The 20,371-nt window shown below is 43.4% G+C and carries 17 protein-coding genes; 1 reads left to right on the top strand and 16 read right to left on the bottom strand.

Features of this window, described 5'->3' with window-relative positions; all coding sequences use genetic code 11:
- Positions 1-113: 113 nt before the first annotated feature.
- The 11 genes from rsmB to AC1TO9_RS01830 form a co-directional block, all read right to left on the bottom strand.
- Positions 114-1,496 (bottom strand): 16S rRNA (cytosine(967)-C(5))-methyltransferase RsmB, encoded by a 1,383-nt coding sequence (gene rsmB, locus AC1TO9_RS01880; protein ID WP_482058214.1) that lies wholly within the window; start codon positions 1,494-1,496, stop codon positions 114-116.
- A complete protein-coding gene (gene fmt / locus AC1TO9_RS01875; RefSeq protein ID WP_482054792.1) occupies positions 1,493-2,431 on the bottom strand; it encodes a methionyl-tRNA formyltransferase in 939 nt (312 codons plus the stop codon). Before fmt ends, rsmB begins: the two co-directional genes overlap by 4 nt.
- 7 nt (positions 2,432-2,438) lie before the next feature.
- Positions 2,439-2,942, bottom strand: a complete 504-nt coding sequence (def, locus tag AC1TO9_RS01870) for a peptide deformylase (RefSeq protein WP_482058213.1) — start codon at positions 2,940-2,942, stop codon at positions 2,439-2,441.
- 46 nt (positions 2,943-2,988) lie between these two features.
- Positions 2,989-5,499 (bottom strand): primosomal protein N', encoded by a 2,511-nt coding sequence (gene priA, locus AC1TO9_RS01865; protein WP_482058395.1) that lies wholly within the window; start codon positions 5,497-5,499, stop codon positions 2,989-2,991.
- Positions 5,499-6,719 (bottom strand): bifunctional phosphopantothenoylcysteine decarboxylase/phosphopantothenate--cysteine ligase CoaBC, encoded by a 1,221-nt coding sequence (coaBC, locus tag AC1TO9_RS01860; RefSeq protein WP_482054790.1) that lies wholly within the window; start codon positions 6,717-6,719, stop codon positions 5,499-5,501. Before coaBC ends, priA begins: the two co-directional genes overlap by 1 nt.
- Positions 6,720-6,842: 123 nt before the next feature.
- On the bottom strand, positions 6,843-7,058 hold the full coding sequence (gene rpoZ / locus AC1TO9_RS01855; RefSeq protein WP_482054789.1) for a DNA-directed RNA polymerase subunit omega: 216 nt from the start codon (positions 7,056-7,058) through the stop codon (positions 6,843-6,845).
- A gap of 48 nt (positions 7,059-7,106) precedes the next feature.
- Positions 7,107-7,688, bottom strand: coding sequence for a guanylate kinase (gmk, locus tag AC1TO9_RS01850; RefSeq protein ID WP_482054788.1), 582 nt, complete (start codon positions 7,686-7,688; stop codon positions 7,107-7,109).
- Between the two features lie 13 nt (positions 7,689-7,701).
- A complete protein-coding gene (gene remA, locus AC1TO9_RS01845; protein ID WP_006209218.1) occupies positions 7,702-7,962 on the bottom strand; it encodes an extracellular matrix/biofilm regulator RemA in 261 nt (86 codons plus the stop codon).
- Positions 7,963-8,025: 63 nt separating this feature from the next.
- Entirely contained in the window at positions 8,026-8,922 is an 897-nt protein-coding gene (locus AC1TO9_RS01840) for a YicC/YloC family endoribonuclease (RefSeq protein WP_482054787.1), read from the bottom strand.
- Between the two features lie 35 nt (positions 8,923-8,957).
- On the bottom strand, positions 8,958-10,829 hold the full coding sequence (locus tag AC1TO9_RS01835; RefSeq protein ID WP_482055240.1) for a bifunctional homocysteine S-methyltransferase/methylenetetrahydrofolate reductase: 1,872 nt from the start codon (positions 10,827-10,829) through the stop codon (positions 8,958-8,960).
- Between the two features lie 167 nt (positions 10,830-10,996).
- Positions 10,997-13,792 (bottom strand): calcium-translocating P-type ATPase, SERCA-type, encoded by a 2,796-nt coding sequence (locus AC1TO9_RS01830; protein WP_482055239.1) that lies wholly within the window; start codon positions 13,790-13,792, stop codon positions 10,997-10,999.
- A gap of 184 nt (positions 13,793-13,976) precedes the next feature.
- Here AC1TO9_RS01830 and AC1TO9_RS01825 point away from each other — a divergent pair, with 184 nt between their 5' ends.
- The gene (locus AC1TO9_RS01825; RefSeq protein ID WP_482058212.1) at positions 13,977-15,737 is read left to right on the top strand and encodes an Rqc2 family fibronectin-binding protein; all 1,761 of its coding nucleotides are present in this window, start codon (positions 13,977-13,979) and stop codon (positions 15,735-15,737) included.
- Positions 15,738-15,841: 104 nt separating this feature from the next.
- Here the strand turns inward: AC1TO9_RS01825 and AC1TO9_RS01820 are convergent, their stop codons facing one another.
- The 5 genes from AC1TO9_RS01820 to AC1TO9_RS01800 all read right to left on the bottom strand — a co-directional run bounded on the left by AC1TO9_RS01820 (position 15,842) and on the right by AC1TO9_RS01800 (position 20,363).
- On the bottom strand, positions 15,842-16,699 hold the full coding sequence (locus AC1TO9_RS01820) for a PHP domain-containing protein (RefSeq protein WP_482058211.1): 858 nt from the start codon (positions 16,697-16,699) through the stop codon (positions 15,842-15,844).
- Positions 16,700-16,770: 71 nt separating this feature from the next.
- Positions 16,771-17,661 carry a selenium metabolism-associated LysR family transcriptional regulator gene (locus tag AC1TO9_RS01815; protein WP_482054784.1) on the bottom strand — a complete coding sequence of 297 codons (891 nt, stop codon included), beginning with the start codon at positions 17,659-17,661 and terminating at the stop codon, positions 16,771-16,773.
- Between the two features lie 130 nt (positions 17,662-17,791).
- Positions 17,792-18,055 (bottom strand): YlbG family protein, encoded by a 264-nt coding sequence (locus AC1TO9_RS01810; RefSeq protein WP_482054783.1) that lies wholly within the window; start codon positions 18,053-18,055, stop codon positions 17,792-17,794.
- 34 nt (positions 18,056-18,089) lie between these two features.
- Positions 18,090-18,524, bottom strand: a complete 435-nt coding sequence (locus AC1TO9_RS01805; RefSeq protein ID WP_482054782.1) for a YlbF/YmcA family competence regulator — start codon at positions 18,522-18,524, stop codon at positions 18,090-18,092.
- A 117-nt stretch (positions 18,525-18,641) separates the two neighbouring features.
- A complete protein-coding gene (locus tag AC1TO9_RS01800; RefSeq protein ID WP_482058210.1) occupies positions 18,642-20,363 on the bottom strand; it encodes a hypothetical protein in 1,722 nt (573 codons plus the stop codon).
- Positions 20,364-20,371: the final 8 nt, after the last annotated feature.

The following is a 20,371-nucleotide window of genomic DNA, read 5'->3' as shown; positions in this document are numbered from 1 at the left end:
CTCATTCTTCCTATTTTAACACAAATAAAAGGGACAATAAAAGAGAAAACCCGCTAAACCTTGTGGCTAGCGGGTTATGAGCAGTTAAATCACTAGAAATCAATCATAATATACTAGGAGATTCGTTTTATTCGAGCGATAAAAAATCCATCACTTTTGAAATCCTGTGGTAAAATTTGTAACCACCCATCACAAGATTTAGCATTTCGATGTCGTTCAGACCACGATGATGGATGATCCGTTGCCAGTTCGAATTGGGAATGGTTATCCAAGAATCGTCTCACCATCTCTTCATTCTCTTGTGGTTCTATAGTACATGTACTATACACTAGAATGCCTCCCACTTGCAGCAGTGGAGATATCGTCTCCAGCAACTCATACTGCAAGCTTGCAATTTCTTCGATATCCGCTTGCGTCTTACTCCATTTCAGATCAGGTTTCCGACGTATAACACCTAGTCCTGAGCACGGAGCGTCTAGTAAAATACGATCAAAGGAAGCCGCTGGGTATTTCCCCTTTAATTCCAAGGCATCTCCCACAATCGTCTCAATCGAGGAAAGCCCCAAACGTTCCGCTTGTTCGCGGATCAGCTTTTCTTTGTGAGGATGCAGATCGTTAGCTACAATCCGTCCGTCATCTCTCATTAACTCTGCCATATGGACAGTCTTACCACCAGGGGCAGCGCAACAATCTAGAACCTTCATTCCAGGCTTCGGTCCGACAGCTTCAGCGACTAGCATGGAGCTCTCATCCTGTACAGATAAGATCCCATCACGATACCAGTCTGTTAAAGCCATATTCCCCCCACTCATGACGAGAATTCCTTCCGATGTTAAAGGGGACGGGATCGCTACGACACCTTGCTCCTCCATATCCTGAAGCAATTTCTCACGGCTAATCACCGTTGTATTCACACGCACACTGATCGAAGGTGGTTCATTGTTCGCAGCGCAGATATCTTCTGCCGTCTGTTCCCCATACTGTTCTATCCAACGCTTAACCAACCATTTCGGATGCGAGTGTTGTAATGATATCCTTTTAGCTGGGGCAAGCCCTTCTGGTAAGATCAGCTCATCTTTAGTACGTAATATGCTGCGTAATACACCATTTACCATACCAGAGATCCCTTGATGCCCCCTGCTCTTGGCGATATTCACAGCTTCATTCACTACGGCATGAGGTGGAATTCGGTCTAAATACATGAACTGATACAGACTCATTCGCAACAGATTACGTACCCAAGGCTGAAGCTTATCCATCCCTTTCGTCACATAGCGACTCAAGAAATAGTCCAAAGTGTTCAGACGTGCTATCGTACCATATACCAATTCCGTTGCTAATGCAGCATCCTCTCGGATGAGCGAAGCCCTTTGTAGTCCCGCATTTAGCTGTAAGTTACTATATGCGCCTTCTTGTTCCACCTTCGTTAATACATCCATCGCCAATTCGCGAGCGGTTAGTTTATGGCCTTTAGACGGCTTGCGATCGTTACTCATGACAGCACCGTTCCTTTAACCATACTGGTTCCTCTGATGAAAGCTTCAACCTCCAGCACTTTCTTCCCACTTGGCTGAACTTTAGTCAGCCATATCGACCCGTCCCCTGTCTTGACTTCAATTCCACGTTCGCTAAGTTGGAGAACTGTACCCGCAACTACGGAATCATTAGGTGAGGAGTCAGAAGACGAAGATGCCGCCCACACTTTGAATACTTCACCATCCCAGATCGTAAAGGCTCCAGAGAAAGGAACCAACCCTCTAACCTGATTGTAAATATCTCGAGAACTACGATTCCAATCTATTTGCTCATCCTCACGCTTGAGATTAGGTGAATAGGATGCTTCAAGGTCATTCTGTGGTGTTCTATCTACTTCTCCAGCGAGAAGATTCGGTAACTGTGCTTGAAGCAATGATGCACCCACCACACTTAATTTCTCGAACATCGTTCCAGAAGTATCTTCTTCCTCAATAACGACCTCTATCTGCGCAATCATGTCCCCTGTGTCCAGACCTTCAGCCATATACATCAGTGTAACACCAGTGACTGCTTCTCCATTCATGATAGAACGTTGAATAGGCGCCCCACCCCGATACTTAGGTAACAACGAACCGTGGATATTCACACACCCACGGGAAGGTAGGTCCAGCACCGCTTTGGGAAGAATCTGCCCATAAGCTGCCGTCACGATTAGATCCGGTTGATAAGCCGCCAGTTGCTCCACAGCTTCTGTGTTACGCATACGTTCAGGCTGTAACACAGGTATTCCATATTCAAGAGCAACTTCCTTCACAGGTGTTGGCGTAAGCACTCGCTTGCGACCTTGCGGGCGATCAGGCTGTGTCACAACGGCAACAACCTTATGTCCTTCTTCAAGCAGCATGCGCAGACTAGGAACCGCAAAGGCAGGTGTCCCCATAAATATAATATTCATGAAGCTGTCATTCCTTTCCAAGCCGTTCTGAGGTAACTTCAAGCCGTTCTGCCGTAACTTCATATACATTTTCCGCAATGTCCGTGAAGATCACACCATTTAGATGATCAATTTCATGTAGGAATGCGCGTGCTAAAAGTCCGCTTCCCGTTATTGTGATTTCCTTGCCCTCTGGATCAAGTCCCTTAACTGTGACGGTCTCAGCACGACGCACATCCCCATTTACCCCGGGAATACTTAGACATCCTTCAGGACCAAACTGCTCACCTTCTGAAGAGACTAACTCAGGATTAATCATTTGGATCAGTCCGGTCTCATCTCCAACATCAATCACAATTAATCGTTTCAAAATACCAACTTGGGGTGCAGCCAGACCTACGCCTTCTGCGTCATACATCGTATCGGCCATATCATTCAGCAATTTCTGCACGTTTGGCGTAATTTTCTTTACTTCTTTCGCTATTTGGTGAAGCACATCATCAGGTTCCAAAACAATAATACGTATAGACATGAATCTAACACCTTCCTCTTAAAAAATTCTTATATATTATAGTTACCTACATTAACATTTGGGGATCGATGTCTATACTGATCTGAAAATTCTTATCCTGAACTGAATCTTCAATCTGTTCTGCTGACTCTAAGACAAGCCCGATCGCGTCGATGTTCCCACGCCATTTTATCATACATTGGAATCGGTATCTATTTTTAATCCTAGGAATAGATGAAGCTACGGGCCCAAGAATATCTAGCACATCCGCCGTTAGCCGATCAAGACTACCCAACCAACCACGTTGTCTAGCCTTACCTTGTATCGTAATCGCCATATTCTCAGCCATCCTTAGCAAGAGCGGAAGCTGCTCATGGGACATCGTTACTAGAATTAACCGACAATACGGTGGATAATGAAGCCCTTTGCGGTGTCGGAATTCTTCTCTTACGAATGAAGTATAATCATGACCACTCGCATGAATGATAGAATAATGCTCAGGGGTATAGGACTGGATGAATACCTCACCTGGTAGATGATGTCTCCCTGCACGTCCCGCTACCTGAGTTAATAGCTGAAACGTCTTCTCTGCGGCACGGAAATCCGGAAGATTAAGCGCAGAATCCGCAGTAATGACCCCAACTAATGTAACATCGGGGAAGTCCAAACCTTTAGCTACCATTTGAGTCCCTAGAAGCACGTCAGCTTTTCTATCGCCGAACTGTTTCAATAGCTTCTCATGTGAACCCTTCTCCGTTGTCGTATCTACATCCATTCGGATCACCCGAATTCCTGGAAATAGCTTCGCTAGTTCCTCCTCAACACGCTGTGTACCCGTACCAAAAAAGCGAATATGCTCGCTACCACACTCTGGGCACACTTGAGGTGCCGCTTCTGCATGACCACAGTAGTGGCAACGTAAATTATTCGATTTCTGATGAAATGTCAGCGAGATATCACATTCCGAACAACCGGCAACATACCCACAGCTACGACACATAACAAAGGTAGAATATCCCCGTCTATTAAGCAATAGTACGATCTGTTCTTTCTTTTCTAACCGTGTAATAATCGCTTCATGCAACGCACGACTGAACATCGATCGATTGCCAACACGCAATTCCTCGCGCATATCTACAATTTGTACCTCAGGCAATCTATTTCCTAATGCACGTGTAGGCATCTCAAGTAACCACGGTGAGAAATCAGGGTTTGCTTTGGATTTAGCCGCATGGTATGTCTCCAGAGAGGGAGTAGCTGAACCTAGAATAACCGCTGCACCAAGCTGCTGCGCACGATGCACAGCGACGTTTCGAGCATGGTATTTCGGGCTTTCCTCTTGCTTATACGATGTTTCATGTTCTTCATCCACAATGATCAATCCTAAGTTTGTAAAAGGGGCAAACACGGCAGAGCGAGCACCTACTACGACCGACGCTTTACCTTCACGAATTTTGCGCCATTCATCGTAACGCTCTCCACCAGATAAACGACTGTGCATTACAGCGACCAAATTACCAAAGCGACCTTTGAAGCGCTCAACCATTTGAGGAGTCAATGAAATCTCAGGCACGAGTACTATCGCCTGTCTTCCTTGTTCCAAACAACGCTGTATACTTTGTAAATAAATTTCCGTCTTTCCACTACCCGTCACCCCATGAAGCAGAAACACATCATGTTTACGGTCATCCAGCGTATGAATAATCCGATCATAAGCGAGCTTTTGTTCTTCCGTTAAGACAAGGGGTGCCGTTGGCTTGAAATGACGACCCTGGTAAGGATCTCGTAATACTTCGACATCCTCGACACTCACATAGCCTTTATCAACGAGACTCTTCACAGTTCCTGATGTGACCTGTAGCGCTGAAATAATTGTTTTCATAGGGAGTGGAAGCAGATCCTTTGAGTCCAATATGAATTGAAGTACTTCCTTTTGGCGCATTGCCTTCGCTGGAAATTGATCAATAATATGTTGAGCTTCATCACTACTCACTATTAAATGGACAGCTTTGAGCGTTTTCTTCTGCAATTTATCTTTAATATACTGATTTTCCTGTAAAATGCCACTTCTTAGTAACGATTTCAACAGGATAGCATGATCTGGAAAAGCATTGCTGAGTTGTTGCATCGTCACTTCGACCTTGCGCTCAACGAAACGAATAATATCCTCTTCATCTTGATCTACTAAAGATCCTTGTGTGAAGATCGTGTCACTAGACTCGCCCAGAGAGATATACCGTTCAGCCTTTCCTTTTAAAGCGGTGGGAACCATAACCTGTAATGCCGTAATAAAGCGACAAGCATATTGCTGACTCATCCACTCTGCCAACGCCACCAACTCTTCGGAAAGAGGAGGGATTATATCTAACACTTCTTTTATAGGTTTCATTTTAAACGATTCTGTCTGCAACTGCGGTTGTATCGATACTACAAATCCTTGAACGGTACGATGCCCAAAAGGTACTCCCACCCGGCTTCCAACTTCTATCCAAGCCCGCATCGATTCCGGAATTAGATAATCAAACGGACGGTCCGTGTTCTTAACGGGTACATCGACGATAACCTTCGCTATTTCCATCAAGATTGAACTCCACCTATACGTGCTGCTGTAATGGTAAGTAAGCGGTGGGCCACTTCCTCTTTGGATAGCATCGGTAATTGTTCAACAAGTCCGAAAGCATCATAGATTTGCACAATATTCGTGTCCGACCGAAATCCTGCACCTTCTGATGTCACATCATTAGCCACCATCAAATCGCAGTTTTTACGAGCAAGCTTCTCACGTGTATATGTTTCCACATTATTCGTCTCTGCTGCAAATCCGATTAGAAATTGTGATTTCTTCTGTAACCCAAGTTGCTCCAAAATATCTACCGTTTTCACTAATTCAAGGCTCATCGTATCCCCAGACTTCTTCATCTTGCGATCAGCCACGACTAGAGGTCGGTAATCTGCCACTGCCGCCGCTTTAATCACGACATCACTGTCTTCCCATAGTTCCAATACAGCATCATACATATCTTGTGCGGATTGAACCCGTACCACATCAATATCTGTTGGAGGCGCAACATCAATATGTCCTGCTACAAGAACCACGTCTGCTCCCATATCATGGGCCGCCTTAGCAATAGCAACACCCATTTTACCTGACGAATCATTCGTAATGTAACGGACAGGATCAATCCTTTCAACCGTCCCACCTGCGGTGACTATAATCTTCCTTCCTTCTAGAAGCCGAGGTGTATTTGGTGTAGTTTCAGAAAAGAACTGTTCAACGATTTCAACGATACTCTCAGGCTCTTCCATACGTCCTTTGCCAACATAACCGCAAGCTAATAGGCCTTCACCCGGTTCGATAAAGGATACCCCACGCGAGCTAAGGATTCTCATATTCTCAATGACAGCCGGGTGTTCATACATATGCACATTCATAGCTGGTGCTACCATGATCGGCGCTGTCGTTGCTAACAACGTTGTGGACAGCATATCATCGGCAAGTCCATGTGCCATTTTGGCAATCATATTAGCCGTCGCTGGTGCAACGATCACTAGATCAGCTAGATCGGCTAAATGAATATGCGAAACGACCGAAGGTTCTCGCTCGTCGAAAGTATCACTGTACACAGGATTTTTAGATAGAGACTGTAATGTTAGTTCCGTTATGAATTGCTGTGCCGAAGTTGTCATGATGACATGTACATCCGCACCCTTCTGTACAAGTTTACTAACTAGCGTTGCTGATTTGTATGCGGCAATTCCACCCGTAACACCGAGCACTATTGTCTTACCGTTCAGCATGTATACCCCACCTTTCATCTGGAACAGATAACATATAAAAAAACAACAACCTTACGGTTGTTGGGTGATGTGACTTCTTGTGTTGCTATACAACAACTCGTAAATCTAGACTATTCATCAATATTATTTGTTGTTTTCTTCCTCAGTACCAGGTGTAATAACGATCAGATCAGCGTATATTTCTTCAAGCGCAACGCCAACATGTTTATGCGACTTTGCATCTTTAAGTATCGTTTTTCCACCTTCACGCAATTGTCTTGCACGACGCGAAGATGCTACAACTAACGAATACTTACTGTCGACTTTGTTCATCATTTCATCAATGGAAGGATATAACATGGTAGGACACCTCTTCTTTTATATTGAAGTTCAATGGTAGCAGGACTTTTAGTTACCACTGCTTCTAACCTTACAATGTTCGGCAATCATAATAGATTCTATTCGTTTACACGCTTCATCAATCTGATCATTAACTACCGCATAGTGATAATGCTCTACTAGATCGATTTCATCAAGCGCAACTGCAAGCCTATTATCAATCGTAGCCTGGTTCTCCGTACCGCGACCCTTAATGCGATCTTCTAGCACATCTAGCGATGGTGGAAGCAAGAAAATAAAGATACCTTCTGGAAACTTCTCTTTCACTTTGAGTGCACCTTGCACCTCAATTTCCAGAATAATATCTTTGCCGCTCCGAAGCGTCTTCTCCACGAAATCACGAGGTGTTCCATAGTAATTACCAACGTACTCAGCATATTCAAGCAACTGCTCATTCTCTATCATAGACTCGAACTGCTCACGAGTCTTGAAGAAATAGTTCACTTCGTCCACTTCACCTAAGCGCGGAAGACGTGTAGTGGCAGATACCGAATATACTAAATTGTCCATTTTACCTCGAAGTGCATTACATACCGTTCCCTTACCTACTCCCGAAGGACCAGATAAAACAATTAATAATCCTCTAGACATTCTATTCTCCATCTTATTCGTCATTATCATCATCTTTACTGGATAGACGATGAGCTACAGTCTCCGGTTGTACCGCTGACAATATAACATGATCACTGTCTGTAATAATAACAGCTCGCGTCCGGCGTCCGTAGGTCGCATCGATCAGCATATGCCGGTCTCTTGCTTCCTGAATGATACGTTTAATAGGTGCAGATTCCGGGCTAACAATCGAAATAATACGATTGGCAGACACAATATTTCCGAAGCCGATATTAATGAGTTTGATTGCCATTGCCATATCTCAGTTCTTCCCCCTATACATTTGACACAATGCTGTCCGTAAATGCACACTCACTTACTCAATATTTGCTACTTGCTCTCGAATTTTCTCTATTTCCGCTTTCATTTCAACAACACGGGTTACTAGAGACAAATGATTTGCTTTCGATCCGATCGTATTCACTTCCCTGTTCATTTCCTGAATAAGAAAGTCTAACTTCCGGCCGATCGCTTCATCCGCAAGAAGCAATTCCTTACATTGCATGAAATGGCTCCCCAGTCGAATTAGTTCTTCATCAATATTAGAACGATCCGCGTAGAGAGCGATCTCCATCCCGAACTTAGACTCATCCAAAGTAAATGAATTATCCTGTAATTCAGATAACCTTTGTCTGAGCTTGACCCGATGTTCCTCCACCACATGTGGTGCTAAGGTAATCATCTCATCATGTATAACCTGTAATCGCCCTAATCGTTGTTCAACATCCTGCACTAAATGTAGCCCTTCTTTAGAACGCATCAGCAGAAGGCTTTCTAAAGCCTTCTGAAGTCCTTGCTGAAGAACTTCACCCCACTGCTCCATATCCACGTCAGCAACAGCAGGAAGTTGTTCGGAAGACAGTAGAACATCTGGAAGAGCGAGTACGTCCTTCACTGTCAATGTGCCTTCCAGACCGTATTCGACGTTTAGTACATCAACAGCTTGCAAATACGCCTTAACGGCGGAATGATTCAATGTAGCAAAAGCCGCATTTTCCAATTCCGCCTCTTTATTAATGTAAATATCAATCCTTCCGCGCTTCACGTACTGCTGTACCGTTCTTCTCAGAATATCCTCGAAACACGTCCATTCTCGTGGCAATCTGAGTACAACTTCACAATAACGATGATTGACGGATTTGATCTCAATTTCAACCTTATATCCTGCATATTGTAGGCTAGATTGACCGTATCCGGTCATACTGAATGACATCGGCACCACATCCATTTACCTATTGTAATTGATAATTATGATCGAAACAAGGGGGACAACTCCCGACCCGACCTCTTCCATACATACTCTGTCAATTGAACACTCATCTCATAAAACAAAAAAGGAGTAATAATATAGATACCATTAAAATATTCCATCGCTACATCAATCAATTCTGTCGCAATCCTAACACCCATAGCTCTTCCTTCTTCCCCTTCTAGACCAGACATCCGTGTAAGCACTTCTTCGGATAACTGTATACCGGGAACCTCATTGTGTAGGTATTGAGCATTTCTACCACTTGCGAGTGGCATGATGCCTAGAAAAATGGGTATATCCAAATGAGCTGTCGCTTCTTTTATAGCAACAATTAACTTCGGATCATAGACAGGCTGGGTCATAATATAGTCTGCACCCGCAGCAATCTTCTTCTCTAATCGCTGTACAGCCTTATCAAGATGTTTCACATTGGGATTAAAAGCCGCCCCTACCATAAATTTAGCTTTCTGCTTTAGTGGTTTTCCAGAGAACGCTATTCCATCATTAAGTTGTTTAATCATACGTATAATTTCGAAAGAAGTTAGATCGTATACAGAACTCGACCCTGGCAAATCTCCGAACTTCGCAGGATCTCCCGTTACCGCGAGGACATGATCAATGCCAAGTGCATCAAAACCCATCAGATGAGATTGAGTACCAATCAAATTGCGATCCCGACAAGCAATATGAATTAATGGAAGCATTCCAACTTTATCTTGAACGAGATGCCCTAATGCCATGTTACTCATTCGAGTCACCGCAAGCGAGTTATCCGCTAATGTCAATGCATCGCATCCGGATTTCTTCAGCGCCTCAGCACCGAGCATAAATTTTTTAATATCTAAATCACGCGGAGGATCAAGCTCAACAATAACCGTATGCCGTTGCTTGACAAGATCAACAAGCGTCGGCTCATTATCTCCAGTGCCCTTCTCTGAATGCTCATGCATGATTGCTGGTGTATCAGCTTCAAATATAACATTTCGATCAATAGGTCTCGGAACGTAACCGTTAAGAGCCTCTGATATCGCTTTAATATGTTCAGGAGTTGTTCCACAACATCCCCCAATAATTCGGGCTCCCATATCCGCAAACTGCAAGGACATTTCCCCGAAATACTTCGGTGTTGCTGTATAACGAATCTCCCCATCCACGAAGTCCGCTACGCCTGCATTCGGGAAGACGGAGACAGGCACTGCTAATTGACCGCTAAGGCTCTCAACCGCCTTCATAATTCCATTGGGACCGGTGCGGCAATTAAAACCAATGATATCAGCGCCTTCTTGCTGTAATATTTGGAAAGCTTCTCGCATCGTATAGCCATCCAATGTCCGCGCTACATCTTCAACAGCAAACTGGCAAATAACAGGTACATCACTAAGCTTACGCACCCTAGACAGCGCAATAAGCAACTCTTCGACATCATAGAATGTTTCGAGCAATATGCCGTCTACGCCTTCATCGAGAAGGATAGAAATTTGCTGTTCAAAATGTTTCTTCAGTTCTTTCGTAGAGACATTCGTTCGTTTCCCTCCACGAATAGAGCCCACAGCACCTACTACATATCCATCAGGACCCGCTGCAGATCGAGCAATTTGAACTCCCGCACGATTAATCTCTTCCACTTTGGATTCTAGCCCATACTTGGACAATTTATCGTAATTAGCAGAAAACGTATTTGACTCTAACACTTGCGCCCCTGCAGCTACATAACGGCGATGAACATCCGCAACAACCTCAGGTGAAGTCAGATTTAGTTCTTCATAAGAAATTCCCACAGGAAAACCCAATTGGTATAAGAAAGTACCCATTGCACCGTCACCGACTAGCACATTATTCTCCAATACTTCCCTCAAATCCGGTTTCATCATTGCCCTCCACCTTCAACAGCAGTTTCGTATAAATGTATCATATATCACTAGTAAAGATAAGTATTGTATATGAAAATATAATAGAAATAGTTACTTTCATATGTTTTCAACAAAAAGCCTATGGTCCAAGTATCTTTCGATACCCGGACCATAGGCTTCCATTGTCACGCTGAAATCTTTGTGCTTTTCGCTACAATTCGTTGTGAACCGTTGCGTTTAAGTCTTCTTCCACCCCACACGCTACCCGCTCCCATTAGAAACGTAGGAATCCCCGCTGCTACGAGTGTAAGCGCCCATTCACGCATTCCGAGCGGCACGGTTTTGAATATTGGCTGAAGAGGTTCGATGTAGAACACACCTAGCATCAATAGTACGGAAGAAAGAACCGCGACAATCAAATATTTATTCTGAAATGGGTTACGGTGAAATACAGATCGTGAGCTACGGCAGTCGAACACATGGAATAACTGGGCCATAACTAATGTCGCAAACGCAACGGACTGTGCTTTCAGTAACTGTCCGGGTTGATCTGGAGCAACCCGTAACGTGAGCCAGAATGCAACTAAGGTACACATACCTATCAGAAAACCACGACTAATAATTTTCCACCCAAGACGACGGGCAAATATATTTTCTTTGGCACCACGTGGCTTGTGCTCCATCAGATCTTTCTCGGGTTGATCTACCCCTAGCGCCATTGCGGGTAACCCATCGGTTACAAGATTGACCCATAGTATCTGAATCGGCAGAAGCGGTAGCGGAAGTGCCAGCATCATTGCAAAGAGCATCGTTAGGATTTCTCCTACATTTGAAGCGAGTAAATAACGGATAAATTTACGAATATTCTCATAGATGTTACGCCCTTCTTCGATCGCAGCGACAATGGTTGAGAAATTGTCGTCGCTGAGAATTAATGAAGATGCTTCCTTGGTTACATCCGTTCCTGTAATACCCATCGCTATACCAATGTCCGCAGCCTTTATGGCAGGGGCATCATTCACTCCATCACCCGTCATAGCCACCACATGCCCTTTACGTTGCAGTGATTTGACGATGCGGAGTTTATGTTCTGGAGATACGCGGGCATATACATAAATATGATCAACCTTAGCATCAAGCTGATCATCGCTAAGCTTTGTCAATTCCTGCCCACTGAGAGAATGACCACCTCGTGGAAGAATACCAAGTTGATGAGCTATAGCTTCAGCAGTCGTGCCGTGATCCCCTGTAATCATCACCGTCTTAATACCTGCGCGGCGACATGTCGCTATCGCATCTCGAACTTCACGTCGCGGTGGATCAATCATTCCTGCAAGCCCTACAAAGATCAGTTGCGATTCCGCTTCCCCTTCACTTTCCACTCTGTCCTGCGATCGTAACTCCCGATAGGCTGTACCAAGAACTCGCAACGCCCCCGAAGCCATTTCTTCATTCGCAGTTAACACCTGCTGCCGTATCATACCTGTAAGTGGAACAATCTTCCCGCCCCACACTATATACGAACATTGGTTTAGTAGTACATCTGGTGCTCCCTTCGTATACAGGAGCCTTCCTCCTTGGTGAGTTACAATAACGGACATGAGCTTGCGTTCTGAATCGAAAGGAAACTCTCGCTCTCGTGAATACAGACTACCTAACGAGTGCGCTGACATCCCCATCTTGGATGAAAGAGCTGCCAGTGCCCCTTCGGTCGGGTCGCCTTTCAAATCCCAAGAGGAAACTCCTGTCTCCCCTTTCAACTTTTTCTTACCTTGTATCTCATCCATCGAAGTTTCTACAATCTCAGAGTTATTACACAATGCTCCGATCTGAAGTAAGCGACGCAATCCTTGATCGTTCTTAAGGTCAACGGGACGTTTCTTCTCTAATATTTGACCTATCGGTGCATACCCATCTCCAGTAACCTCCAGTTGTCGCCCTCCAACCCATACGGAAGTGACAGTCATCTTATTCTGAGTCAACGTTCCTGTCTTATCTGAACAGATTACGGATGCACACCCAAGCGTTTCCACAGAGGGAAGTTTACGAACAATCGCTTTACGCTTGATCATCCGTTGCACCCCAAGAGCCAAGGCAACAGTAACAATAGCTGGCAGTCCTTCTGGTATAGCCGCAACAGCTAAACTAACTCCAGCCATCAGCATGCCCATGACAGGCTGTCCGTGCAAAATACCTGCAACAACAACCATAATGGTGAGTGCTAATGATAGTATGATCAGTATTTTTCCAAGTTGTTCTAATCTGTGCTGCAATGGTGTTTCCTGTGACTCCGTACTTTGAATCAGATCGGCAATCTTACCCATTTCCGTGTCCATACCTATGCGTATAACGATACCCTTCGCCGTACCTCTAGTCATCATCGTTCCCATAAAACCAATATTCTTCTGATCTCCCAGCGGCACGTCATCTTCGCGAATCATTTGACAATGTTTCGTTACAGGCAAAGATTCACCCGTCAGAGCAGATTCCTCAACACTACAAATATTAGTCTCAATCCAACGAACATCGGCCGGAATGCGATCTCCACTTTCCATTAGAACAACATCCCCTGGGACAAGTAGCCTTGTTGAGATAACATCCAACTTACCTCCGCGCAGTACCTTTGCGCTTGGGGCTGACAATTTCTTCAGTGCCCGTAATGAACGCTCTGCTCGAAACTCCTGAATAAACCCAAGTATTCCATTCAAAAGAATAATAGCTATAATCGTAATCGCGTCTAGATATTCACCCAATAACCCTGATAATAGCGTTGCTGCCATTAATACAACAACCATGAAATCTTTGAACTGGTTCAAAAAAAGAATAATGGGAGAAACTCGCTTCCCTTCGCTCAATTCATTCAAACCACTCTTTGTCCTAATTTGCGCTACTTCTTCTTCGGTAAGGCCTTGCTGCGGTTGAACACCTATGACATGTTGTAGCTCTTCCACATCCATCTGATGCCACTTTTTCAATTCCATGCTACCCGTTCCCTCCCGATCTATCTGCATTTTTAGCGACACGACAGCTTTTCCACCTCGTATAACGTAATGATATTCGGACAGGTGTTAAATTATCACAGACACTCGCTTAAGTTTTTGCCTAAACTATGGCATCATAGAGAGTAGAATCATATTCAAACATAGTAGATGGGAGATATAGATCATGGCATTAGACGGTATCGTAACAAGGGCCATTGTACAGGAACTACAAATATACAAAGGTGCCCGTATTAGCAAAATATATCAACCTAACACTCACGATATCCTTTTTAATATGCGCTCTAGAGAAGGAAACTCTAAGTTATTACTATCAGCCAATCCAACTTTTCCACGTGTCCAGTTAACGGAGAAGAGCTTTCTTAACCCTCAGGAAGCACCGATGTTCTGTATGCTCATGCGTAAACATTGTGAGAGCGGTACGATAGAGGATATACAACAAGTGGGTATGGAGCGGATCATTCATATTTCCATTCGGCAACGTGATGAACTCGGTGATGTATCTTTGAAAAAGATTATTATTGAATTGATGGGTCGGCACAGCAACATCATTCTGATGGATGCTTCAACTGGTATCATTCTAGATGGAATCCATCATGTCACCCCTGCAATCAGTAGCTTCCGCATTGTCATGCCAGGTGCCATGTACACAGAACCGCCTGAGCAACATAAACGAAATCCCCTTGATGTGGATCAAACTGCATTCATCGAATCCTATATGGCGACTGAGCAAGAACCGATCTCTTGGATTGTCGATTCTTTCAGTGGTCTAAGCCCATTAGTAGCACAAGAGATTGTATTTCGCGCTAACCAAGAACGAGATCCCGATATAGAAGAAGATCGAATTAGCGCATCATCTCTATGGAGTGCCTTCTCACATGTAATGGAACTCGTTGCCAAGCACGAATATCAACCGGCGATCGGAATCAATGCCAAAGGCAAGAGCGTTTTCTCTGCGATATCACTCACGATGCTTCGCAGTGAAACGACTCATTATCATTCTATAAGCGAGTGTTTAGAGGAGTTCTATGGGGATAAAGCGGAACGGGATACTGTTAAACAGAAAGTAAGTGACCTACTTCGTTTCCTACACAATGAACGTGCCAAGAATCTGAAGAAGCTCGATCATCTCCATGAGGATATACTCGAGGCCGGTGATGCAGATCAGTACCGTATCTGGGGTGAGTTAATCTTCGCTTCCCTTCATATGATCCATAAAGGTGATAAAACCGTTGAATTAACCAATTTCTATGATGAAGAACAAGCGATGATCACCGTTCCACTCGATCCTTTGATAAGCCCAACCGAAAACGCACAACGATATTTCAAGAAATATAACAAATACAAAAACAGTCTAGTCGTCATAGATCAACAACTGATCAAAACTCGTGAGGAAATTCGCTATATGGATGATCTATTACAACAACTCTCCTACGCGTCTATGAACGATATTGAAGAAATTCGCGAGGAATTAATTCAACAACAATACTTACGAGATCGAAGTAAAAAGTCCCGTAAGAAAAAAGTCAAGAAAAAGACTGCCCGTCCAACACTTCATGTATTCACATCATCAGAGGGAATAGACATTTATGTCGGCAAAAATAATTTGCAGAATGAATATGTCACCAACCGTTTAGCTAGCCCTAATGACACTTGGCTGCATACGAAGGATATCCCTGGGTCCCATGTGATCATCCGCAGTGAAACATTCGGAGAAGCTACGCTAGAGGATGCCGCACAGCTTGCAGCTTATTTCAGTCAAGCCAAGGAATCAAGTAGCGTTCCTGTCGATACCACGTTAATTCGTCATGTACGTAAACCTAGCGGATCGAAACCTGGATTTGTCATCTATGACCATCAGAAGACGTTATTCGTCACTCCTGATGAACGACAGATCAAAGCCATGCCCTACGTCATTAAAAATTAAGCCTTTAACCAACAAGAAAGGCGCCTTTCGGCGCCCATTGTTGGGGGAGTTTATGTACCTTCGATAATCAATATTAGTTACAAATCTGTCCTCTAAATCCACCACTATTCATGTTTCCCCCACTTTAGTTGCTCTAACACATCTACGGAAACCGTGACACTTCCGATATCACCATGGAACACAACCCCTTGCCTTGCCCCATGGAAATCTGATCCTCCAGTTACAATCAGATCGTATTCTAATGCCATCGCTAGATAACGAGATTGTTCCTCTTCCCTATGATCAGAATGGTAGACTTCAATCCCCGCTAGATCAGCTCTTGTTATAATATCTCGAACAAGAGTATCATCCCCGTATAGGCCTGGATGAGCTAGTACTGGTGAACCTCCCGCTTCCCTAATCCACGAACACGCATCCTCTGGAGAAATTCGCGGTTCGGATACGAAAGCCTGTGCTCCTTCAGCTAAATAACGATCGAACGCATCTCGCATATCAGAAGCATATCCTTTATGAACCAATACATCTGCTATATGGGGCCGTCCAAGGCTCTCATCAGGTAATAACGGACGGCCTAGTCCAACGATCACTTCATCCAACGTGATGTTGACGCCTAACCCTTGCAATTTATCAATGATTCGACCATTCCTTAACTGCCGAGTTTCGCGTAGCTTCTCAAGCCTTTGTAGAAACAGTTCATCTTTATAATCTACGTAATATCCAAGTATATGAATATCTTTGCCCCCTGATCGGGTACTGATTTCAACACCTGGCACAACGACTATTCCATATTTCTCACCCGCAGCTAATGCTTCTTCAATGCCAGCTACGGTATCATGATCTGTAATGCTTATGGCAGATAGCCCCTTATCTTTAGCGAGCACAACATTGACCGAAGGTGCTTGCATTCCATCGGAAGCTTGCGTATGAGTATGAAGATCACACTTTCCTTGCCCTTTGCCCATCTATACTTCCCCCTCTAATTTTAGATTAGCACTTCAGAATTCATTCTTCACTCTTGCTCTTGTTGCTGAGCTTACTTTTGTTGCTTTAGAAAAGTGAGAAAAGTAACCGCTGAAATAGGGAGTAACGTGGATTTTAAATGTATAGCATAGAACTGCCTTTTAAACTCCACATCACGGATATCAATCATCTTCACAAGCCCCAGTGCTATTTCATGCTTAACTGACGAAGGAGACAACATCGTGATTCCAAGTCCTGCCTCAACCGCTGATTTCACAGCTCCTGTGCTTCCTAGCTCCATGATCACCTGAAGTTGATCCAGATTAATTCCTTTATTAAGAAATTGGTGTTCCATAACTTGTCGTGTTCCCGATCCCTGTTCACGCAACACAAATGGGTATTCAAGTACATCTTCCAGATTCACCACATCTTGCTCAGCCAACGGATGGTCCGCAGGTACGATCAGCTTTAGCTCATCCTGCATAACTACATCGATAACCATGTCGGGGTGCTGAATGGGAGCTTCAATGAGTCCGAAATTAAGTTGGTGCTTACATATTTCATCTATAATCTGTGTCGTATTCATCACTTTCATGACGATATTAATCTGAGGATATTGTTGTCCGAATGGACCTAGCAACCTTGGCAATACATATTCACCAATCGTTAGGCTAGCTCCAAGTTGTAACCTCCCTTGTAACATATGTGTGAAGGTGGACATCGCAACATCCGCTTCTCTCATAATATCAATACTTCGCTGAGCATAAGGAAAAAGAGTCATTCCAGCTTCCGTTAATTCAATTTTTTTGGTCGAACGATTTAGTAACTTCGTCCCAAAATAATCCTCAAGTGCTTGAACCTGCATCGTTACAGCCGGTTGAGTCATATGTAGCATCTGAGCTGCTGAAGAGAAGCTCCCACGTTCAGCAACGGTATGGAATATATGGAGTTGGTGAAAATTCATAGTTGCCCTCCCCTTTCTTCGTGATCAAAAGATGACTTTTTGAACTTCCCCTAATAGTATTAAAAAAACGGTCCATAAGGACCGTATCGTTGTCATATTGAGCTAGTACAAGCTGTCTTGGTGCGCGATTCTAGTGACCATAGTAGCTTGTTTTATCCGGGATATCACTGCTATATTCAGTCTGAATTTCATTACGATAGGATCGCTCAATCTTACGAACATAAGAAAGTCTACGAATATTTTTGGTCGTTTCTTCTGCACGATCACCATTTACATACATCACTACATAATGCATTTTTTTGGAGATATAATGAACCGTACCGTACTTATCCAGGTTCCGAGCTGCTTTAATATCATTCACCCAAATAATATAACCTGTTCGTTCCGCAAACATCTGCTTGCCACCTCTCTTTTAACAACTTCTCAAATTAACCACAAGAACAATTACCCCCGCTACCGCATCCCTTAGGCTGTGGATCATTACTAGGCACTTTAATACTATCTGACACCGAGAACGCAATCGTCTCAGACATCTGGTGTAACATATCATCCAATCTCTTCTCAGCCCATTTGAAATTACGAACTTCCTCATAAGATTCCAGTTCCAATTCCACGTTATGCACAGCATCTTGAGCAGAATGATAGTCAGGATGGAAATGCCCGAAACGCTCTGTTTCATAAAACAATTCTTTCTTTGCAGCTAATTTCTTAACCAAGGCTTGGATCCCCTCATGGGCATCTACTTGCCGCTTCCAATATAGATAATCTGACACATCGACAGACTGATTGATCAAATCGCCTAATTCATAGGCGTACGTCAACACTTCTGCCATGTCAAACGTTTGTAATTCTGATACGCTCATGAACTTCATCCTCTATTCTTATTGAAGATTTGCTACTATTTATCATGTAGACTATTTTATCATAACATATCCATCACAGCTTATGAAGAGGTTTTCATGTCGTGAAATAGGTTCATATTAGGTAAATTTAGGAACTATCAATCTTATTTCCTGCCAATCACTACAAGTTAATTCAATCATTTCATACTGTTGTATTGTAGGGTTGAATATTTCCCCTGAAATTATATCACAGTTATTGGAACACTTTAAAGGGATGAAATCCACCTGATGCCCTTGAAAAGATAACTTCACCTTAGTGTTCCACGAAATAGCTTGTTCTATCATTTGTTTAACCGTAGACAAGTGATAGCTTCTGAATTCCTTTCTCCATCTGAGGGGAATTTGCTCAAGATTAGGAAATAATGATTGCGGTATTGGAAGCTCATCGTCCACATCATATGGATACCGATCAAGATCTCCTACAATTGAATTGTACCCTCCAACACCATCTAACTCTTGATCATCATCTACTAATATATTCTCAAGACAACTATGACTTGAAGTTTGAGATACATTGTCATTGTCCTCATCTCGCTTCATCTCTGCATCCCATTTCTGCAGTGTCAATAACACATGAGCAGGCACTTCCGATTCACCATTAGTAGATAAGCAAGAAATAATATCCCATACCTCAATCCCCCTTTGTATCGCTCGAGTAACGCTCTCCTCCGTTAGTTTATATATAGATATACGATCACTTATAAGAAGACTTGTGAACATCGATAATTTAAAGCGTAATAGATTGGGTACATCCGGTAATATTATGATCTCAAATTCAGGTTGTACATAAAATGAGTTTGTTGAGACAGATTCCAATTCCGATGCCCGACAGATCATAGTGTCATAGAACAACGCATTCAGAACTTGATCGCTTGAGATCATCCAGCGGAAACAGATCCGATGATCTGCAATCATTCCCACATCCATCCATCCCAAACTAGCAAGAACTGATACCCAACCTGTTGTACGCTCGATCATCTGATCTGTTCGTGAACGATCAAGTAGTTGTTGCTCAACCAGCTCATCGACAAGAAGTTCAATTTCAACCCACTGACCTGACAACAAAGTAGGTTGAGAAATCAAACAGTACAGATGCTGCATATCAGAGTCATAAGAGCAATATCGCTCACTTACTATTTTTACAAGAACGCTCGTCATTTGTTCCGTACTCATCTTTAACCAGGTCGACAAAGCTTGCTCTTGGACAACGATGTTCCTACTATTCCTATGTATAAGTTTTAAACAATCAAGCAAATCTAACAGAAACGCAATATGTAATGGGACAACCTCAGCATCTCGTAATTGTAATGATAGCTGTCTTAAGTCCTCTGCCCGCAGATGTACTCTTTCCTCCATCTTTTGAATACTTTTCTTATGTATAACCCCTTTTGTACTAAGTAAAAGTCTACCCTGTGCAATAAACACAAGCATTTGGAACAGATCAAACACCAATCCAGGTTTGGCTTCCTTTACAATTCGGAATTCTTCTTTCACTTCCTGCGGATCATACCCACACAATTCATTGTGAAGTCGTGGCAATTGTTCAATCGGGATATAGTACAACCGCTCTCCCCATGATTTCATAACAGCCCGTATCCTGCCTTTGTTTCTTAATGAGATAAGCGATAGCAGGTGCTCTGCCCCGCTCATTCCGAGCATTCTTAGTTTCATGAATTGGGTATCATTGAATAATTGACCTGCGAAACTGACATAGATGACTCTCAACAACTCTCGTTCACCTGAATGCAATCCGCCTAAGATAGACTGATCTTCGCCGTTGAATTCATCAACTACTTTCATTAGAGCAT

The organism is Paenibacillus sp. Y916 (assembly GCF_056786435.1).
This window is presented reverse-complemented; position numbering and strand designations above follow the sequence as displayed.

Excerpts from the sequence above, each read along its gene's own strand:
- rsmB (WP_482058214.1), bottom strand. The coding sequence starts at position 1,496 with ATGAGTAACGATCGCAAGCCGTCTAAAGGCCATAAACTAACCGCTCGC.
- fmt (WP_482054792.1), bottom strand. The coding sequence starts at position 2,431 with ATGAATATTATATTTATGGGGACACCTGCCTTTGCGGTTCCTAGTCTG.
- def (WP_482058213.1), bottom strand. The coding sequence starts at position 2,942 with ATGTCTATACGTATTATTGTTTTGGAACCTGATGATGTGCTTCACCAA.
- priA (WP_482058395.1), bottom strand. The coding sequence starts at position 5,499 with ATGGAAATAGCGAAGGTTATCGTCGATGTACCCGTTAAGAACACGGAC.
- coaBC (WP_482054790.1), bottom strand. The coding sequence starts at position 6,719 with ATGCTGAACGGTAAGACAATAGTGCTCGGTGTTACGGGTGGAATTGCC.
- rpoZ (WP_482054789.1), bottom strand. The coding sequence starts at position 7,058 with ATGTTATATCCTTCCATTGATGAAATGATGAACAAAGTCGACAGTAAG.
- gmk (WP_482054788.1), bottom strand. The coding sequence starts at position 7,688 with ATGTCTAGAGGATTATTAATTGTTTTATCTGGTCCTTCGGGAGTAGGT.
- remA (WP_006209218.1), bottom strand. The coding sequence starts at position 7,962 with ATGGCAATCAAACTCATTAATATCGGCTTCGGAAATATTGTGTCTGCC.
- AC1TO9_RS01840 (WP_482054787.1), bottom strand. The coding sequence starts at position 8,922 with ATGTCATTCAGTATGACCGGATACGGTCAATCTAGCCTACAATATGCA.
- AC1TO9_RS01835 (WP_482055240.1), bottom strand. The coding sequence starts at position 10,829 with ATGAAACCGGATTTGAGGGAAGTATTGGAGAATAATGTGCTAGTCGGT.
- AC1TO9_RS01830 (WP_482055239.1), bottom strand. The coding sequence starts at position 13,792 with ATGGAATTGAAAAAGTGGCATCAGATGGATGTGGAAGAGCTACAACAT.
- AC1TO9_RS01825 (WP_482058212.1), top strand. The coding sequence starts at position 13,977 with ATGGCATTAGACGGTATCGTAACAAGGGCCATTGTACAGGAACTACAA.
- AC1TO9_RS01820 (WP_482058211.1), bottom strand. The coding sequence starts at position 16,699 with ATGGGCAAAGGGCAAGGAAAGTGTGATCTTCATACTCATACGCAAGCT.
- AC1TO9_RS01815 (WP_482054784.1), bottom strand. The coding sequence starts at position 17,661 with ATGAATTTTCACCAACTCCATATATTCCATACCGTTGCTGAACGTGGG.
- AC1TO9_RS01810 (WP_482054783.1), bottom strand. The coding sequence starts at position 18,055 with ATGTTTGCGGAACGAACAGGTTATATTATTTGGGTGAATGATATTAAA.
- AC1TO9_RS01805 (WP_482054782.1), bottom strand. The coding sequence starts at position 18,524 with ATGAGCGTATCAGAATTACAAACGTTTGACATGGCAGAAGTGTTGACG.
- AC1TO9_RS01800 (WP_482058210.1), bottom strand. The coding sequence starts at position 20,363 with ATGAAAGTAGTTGATGAATTCAACGGCGAAGATCAGTCTATCTTAGGC.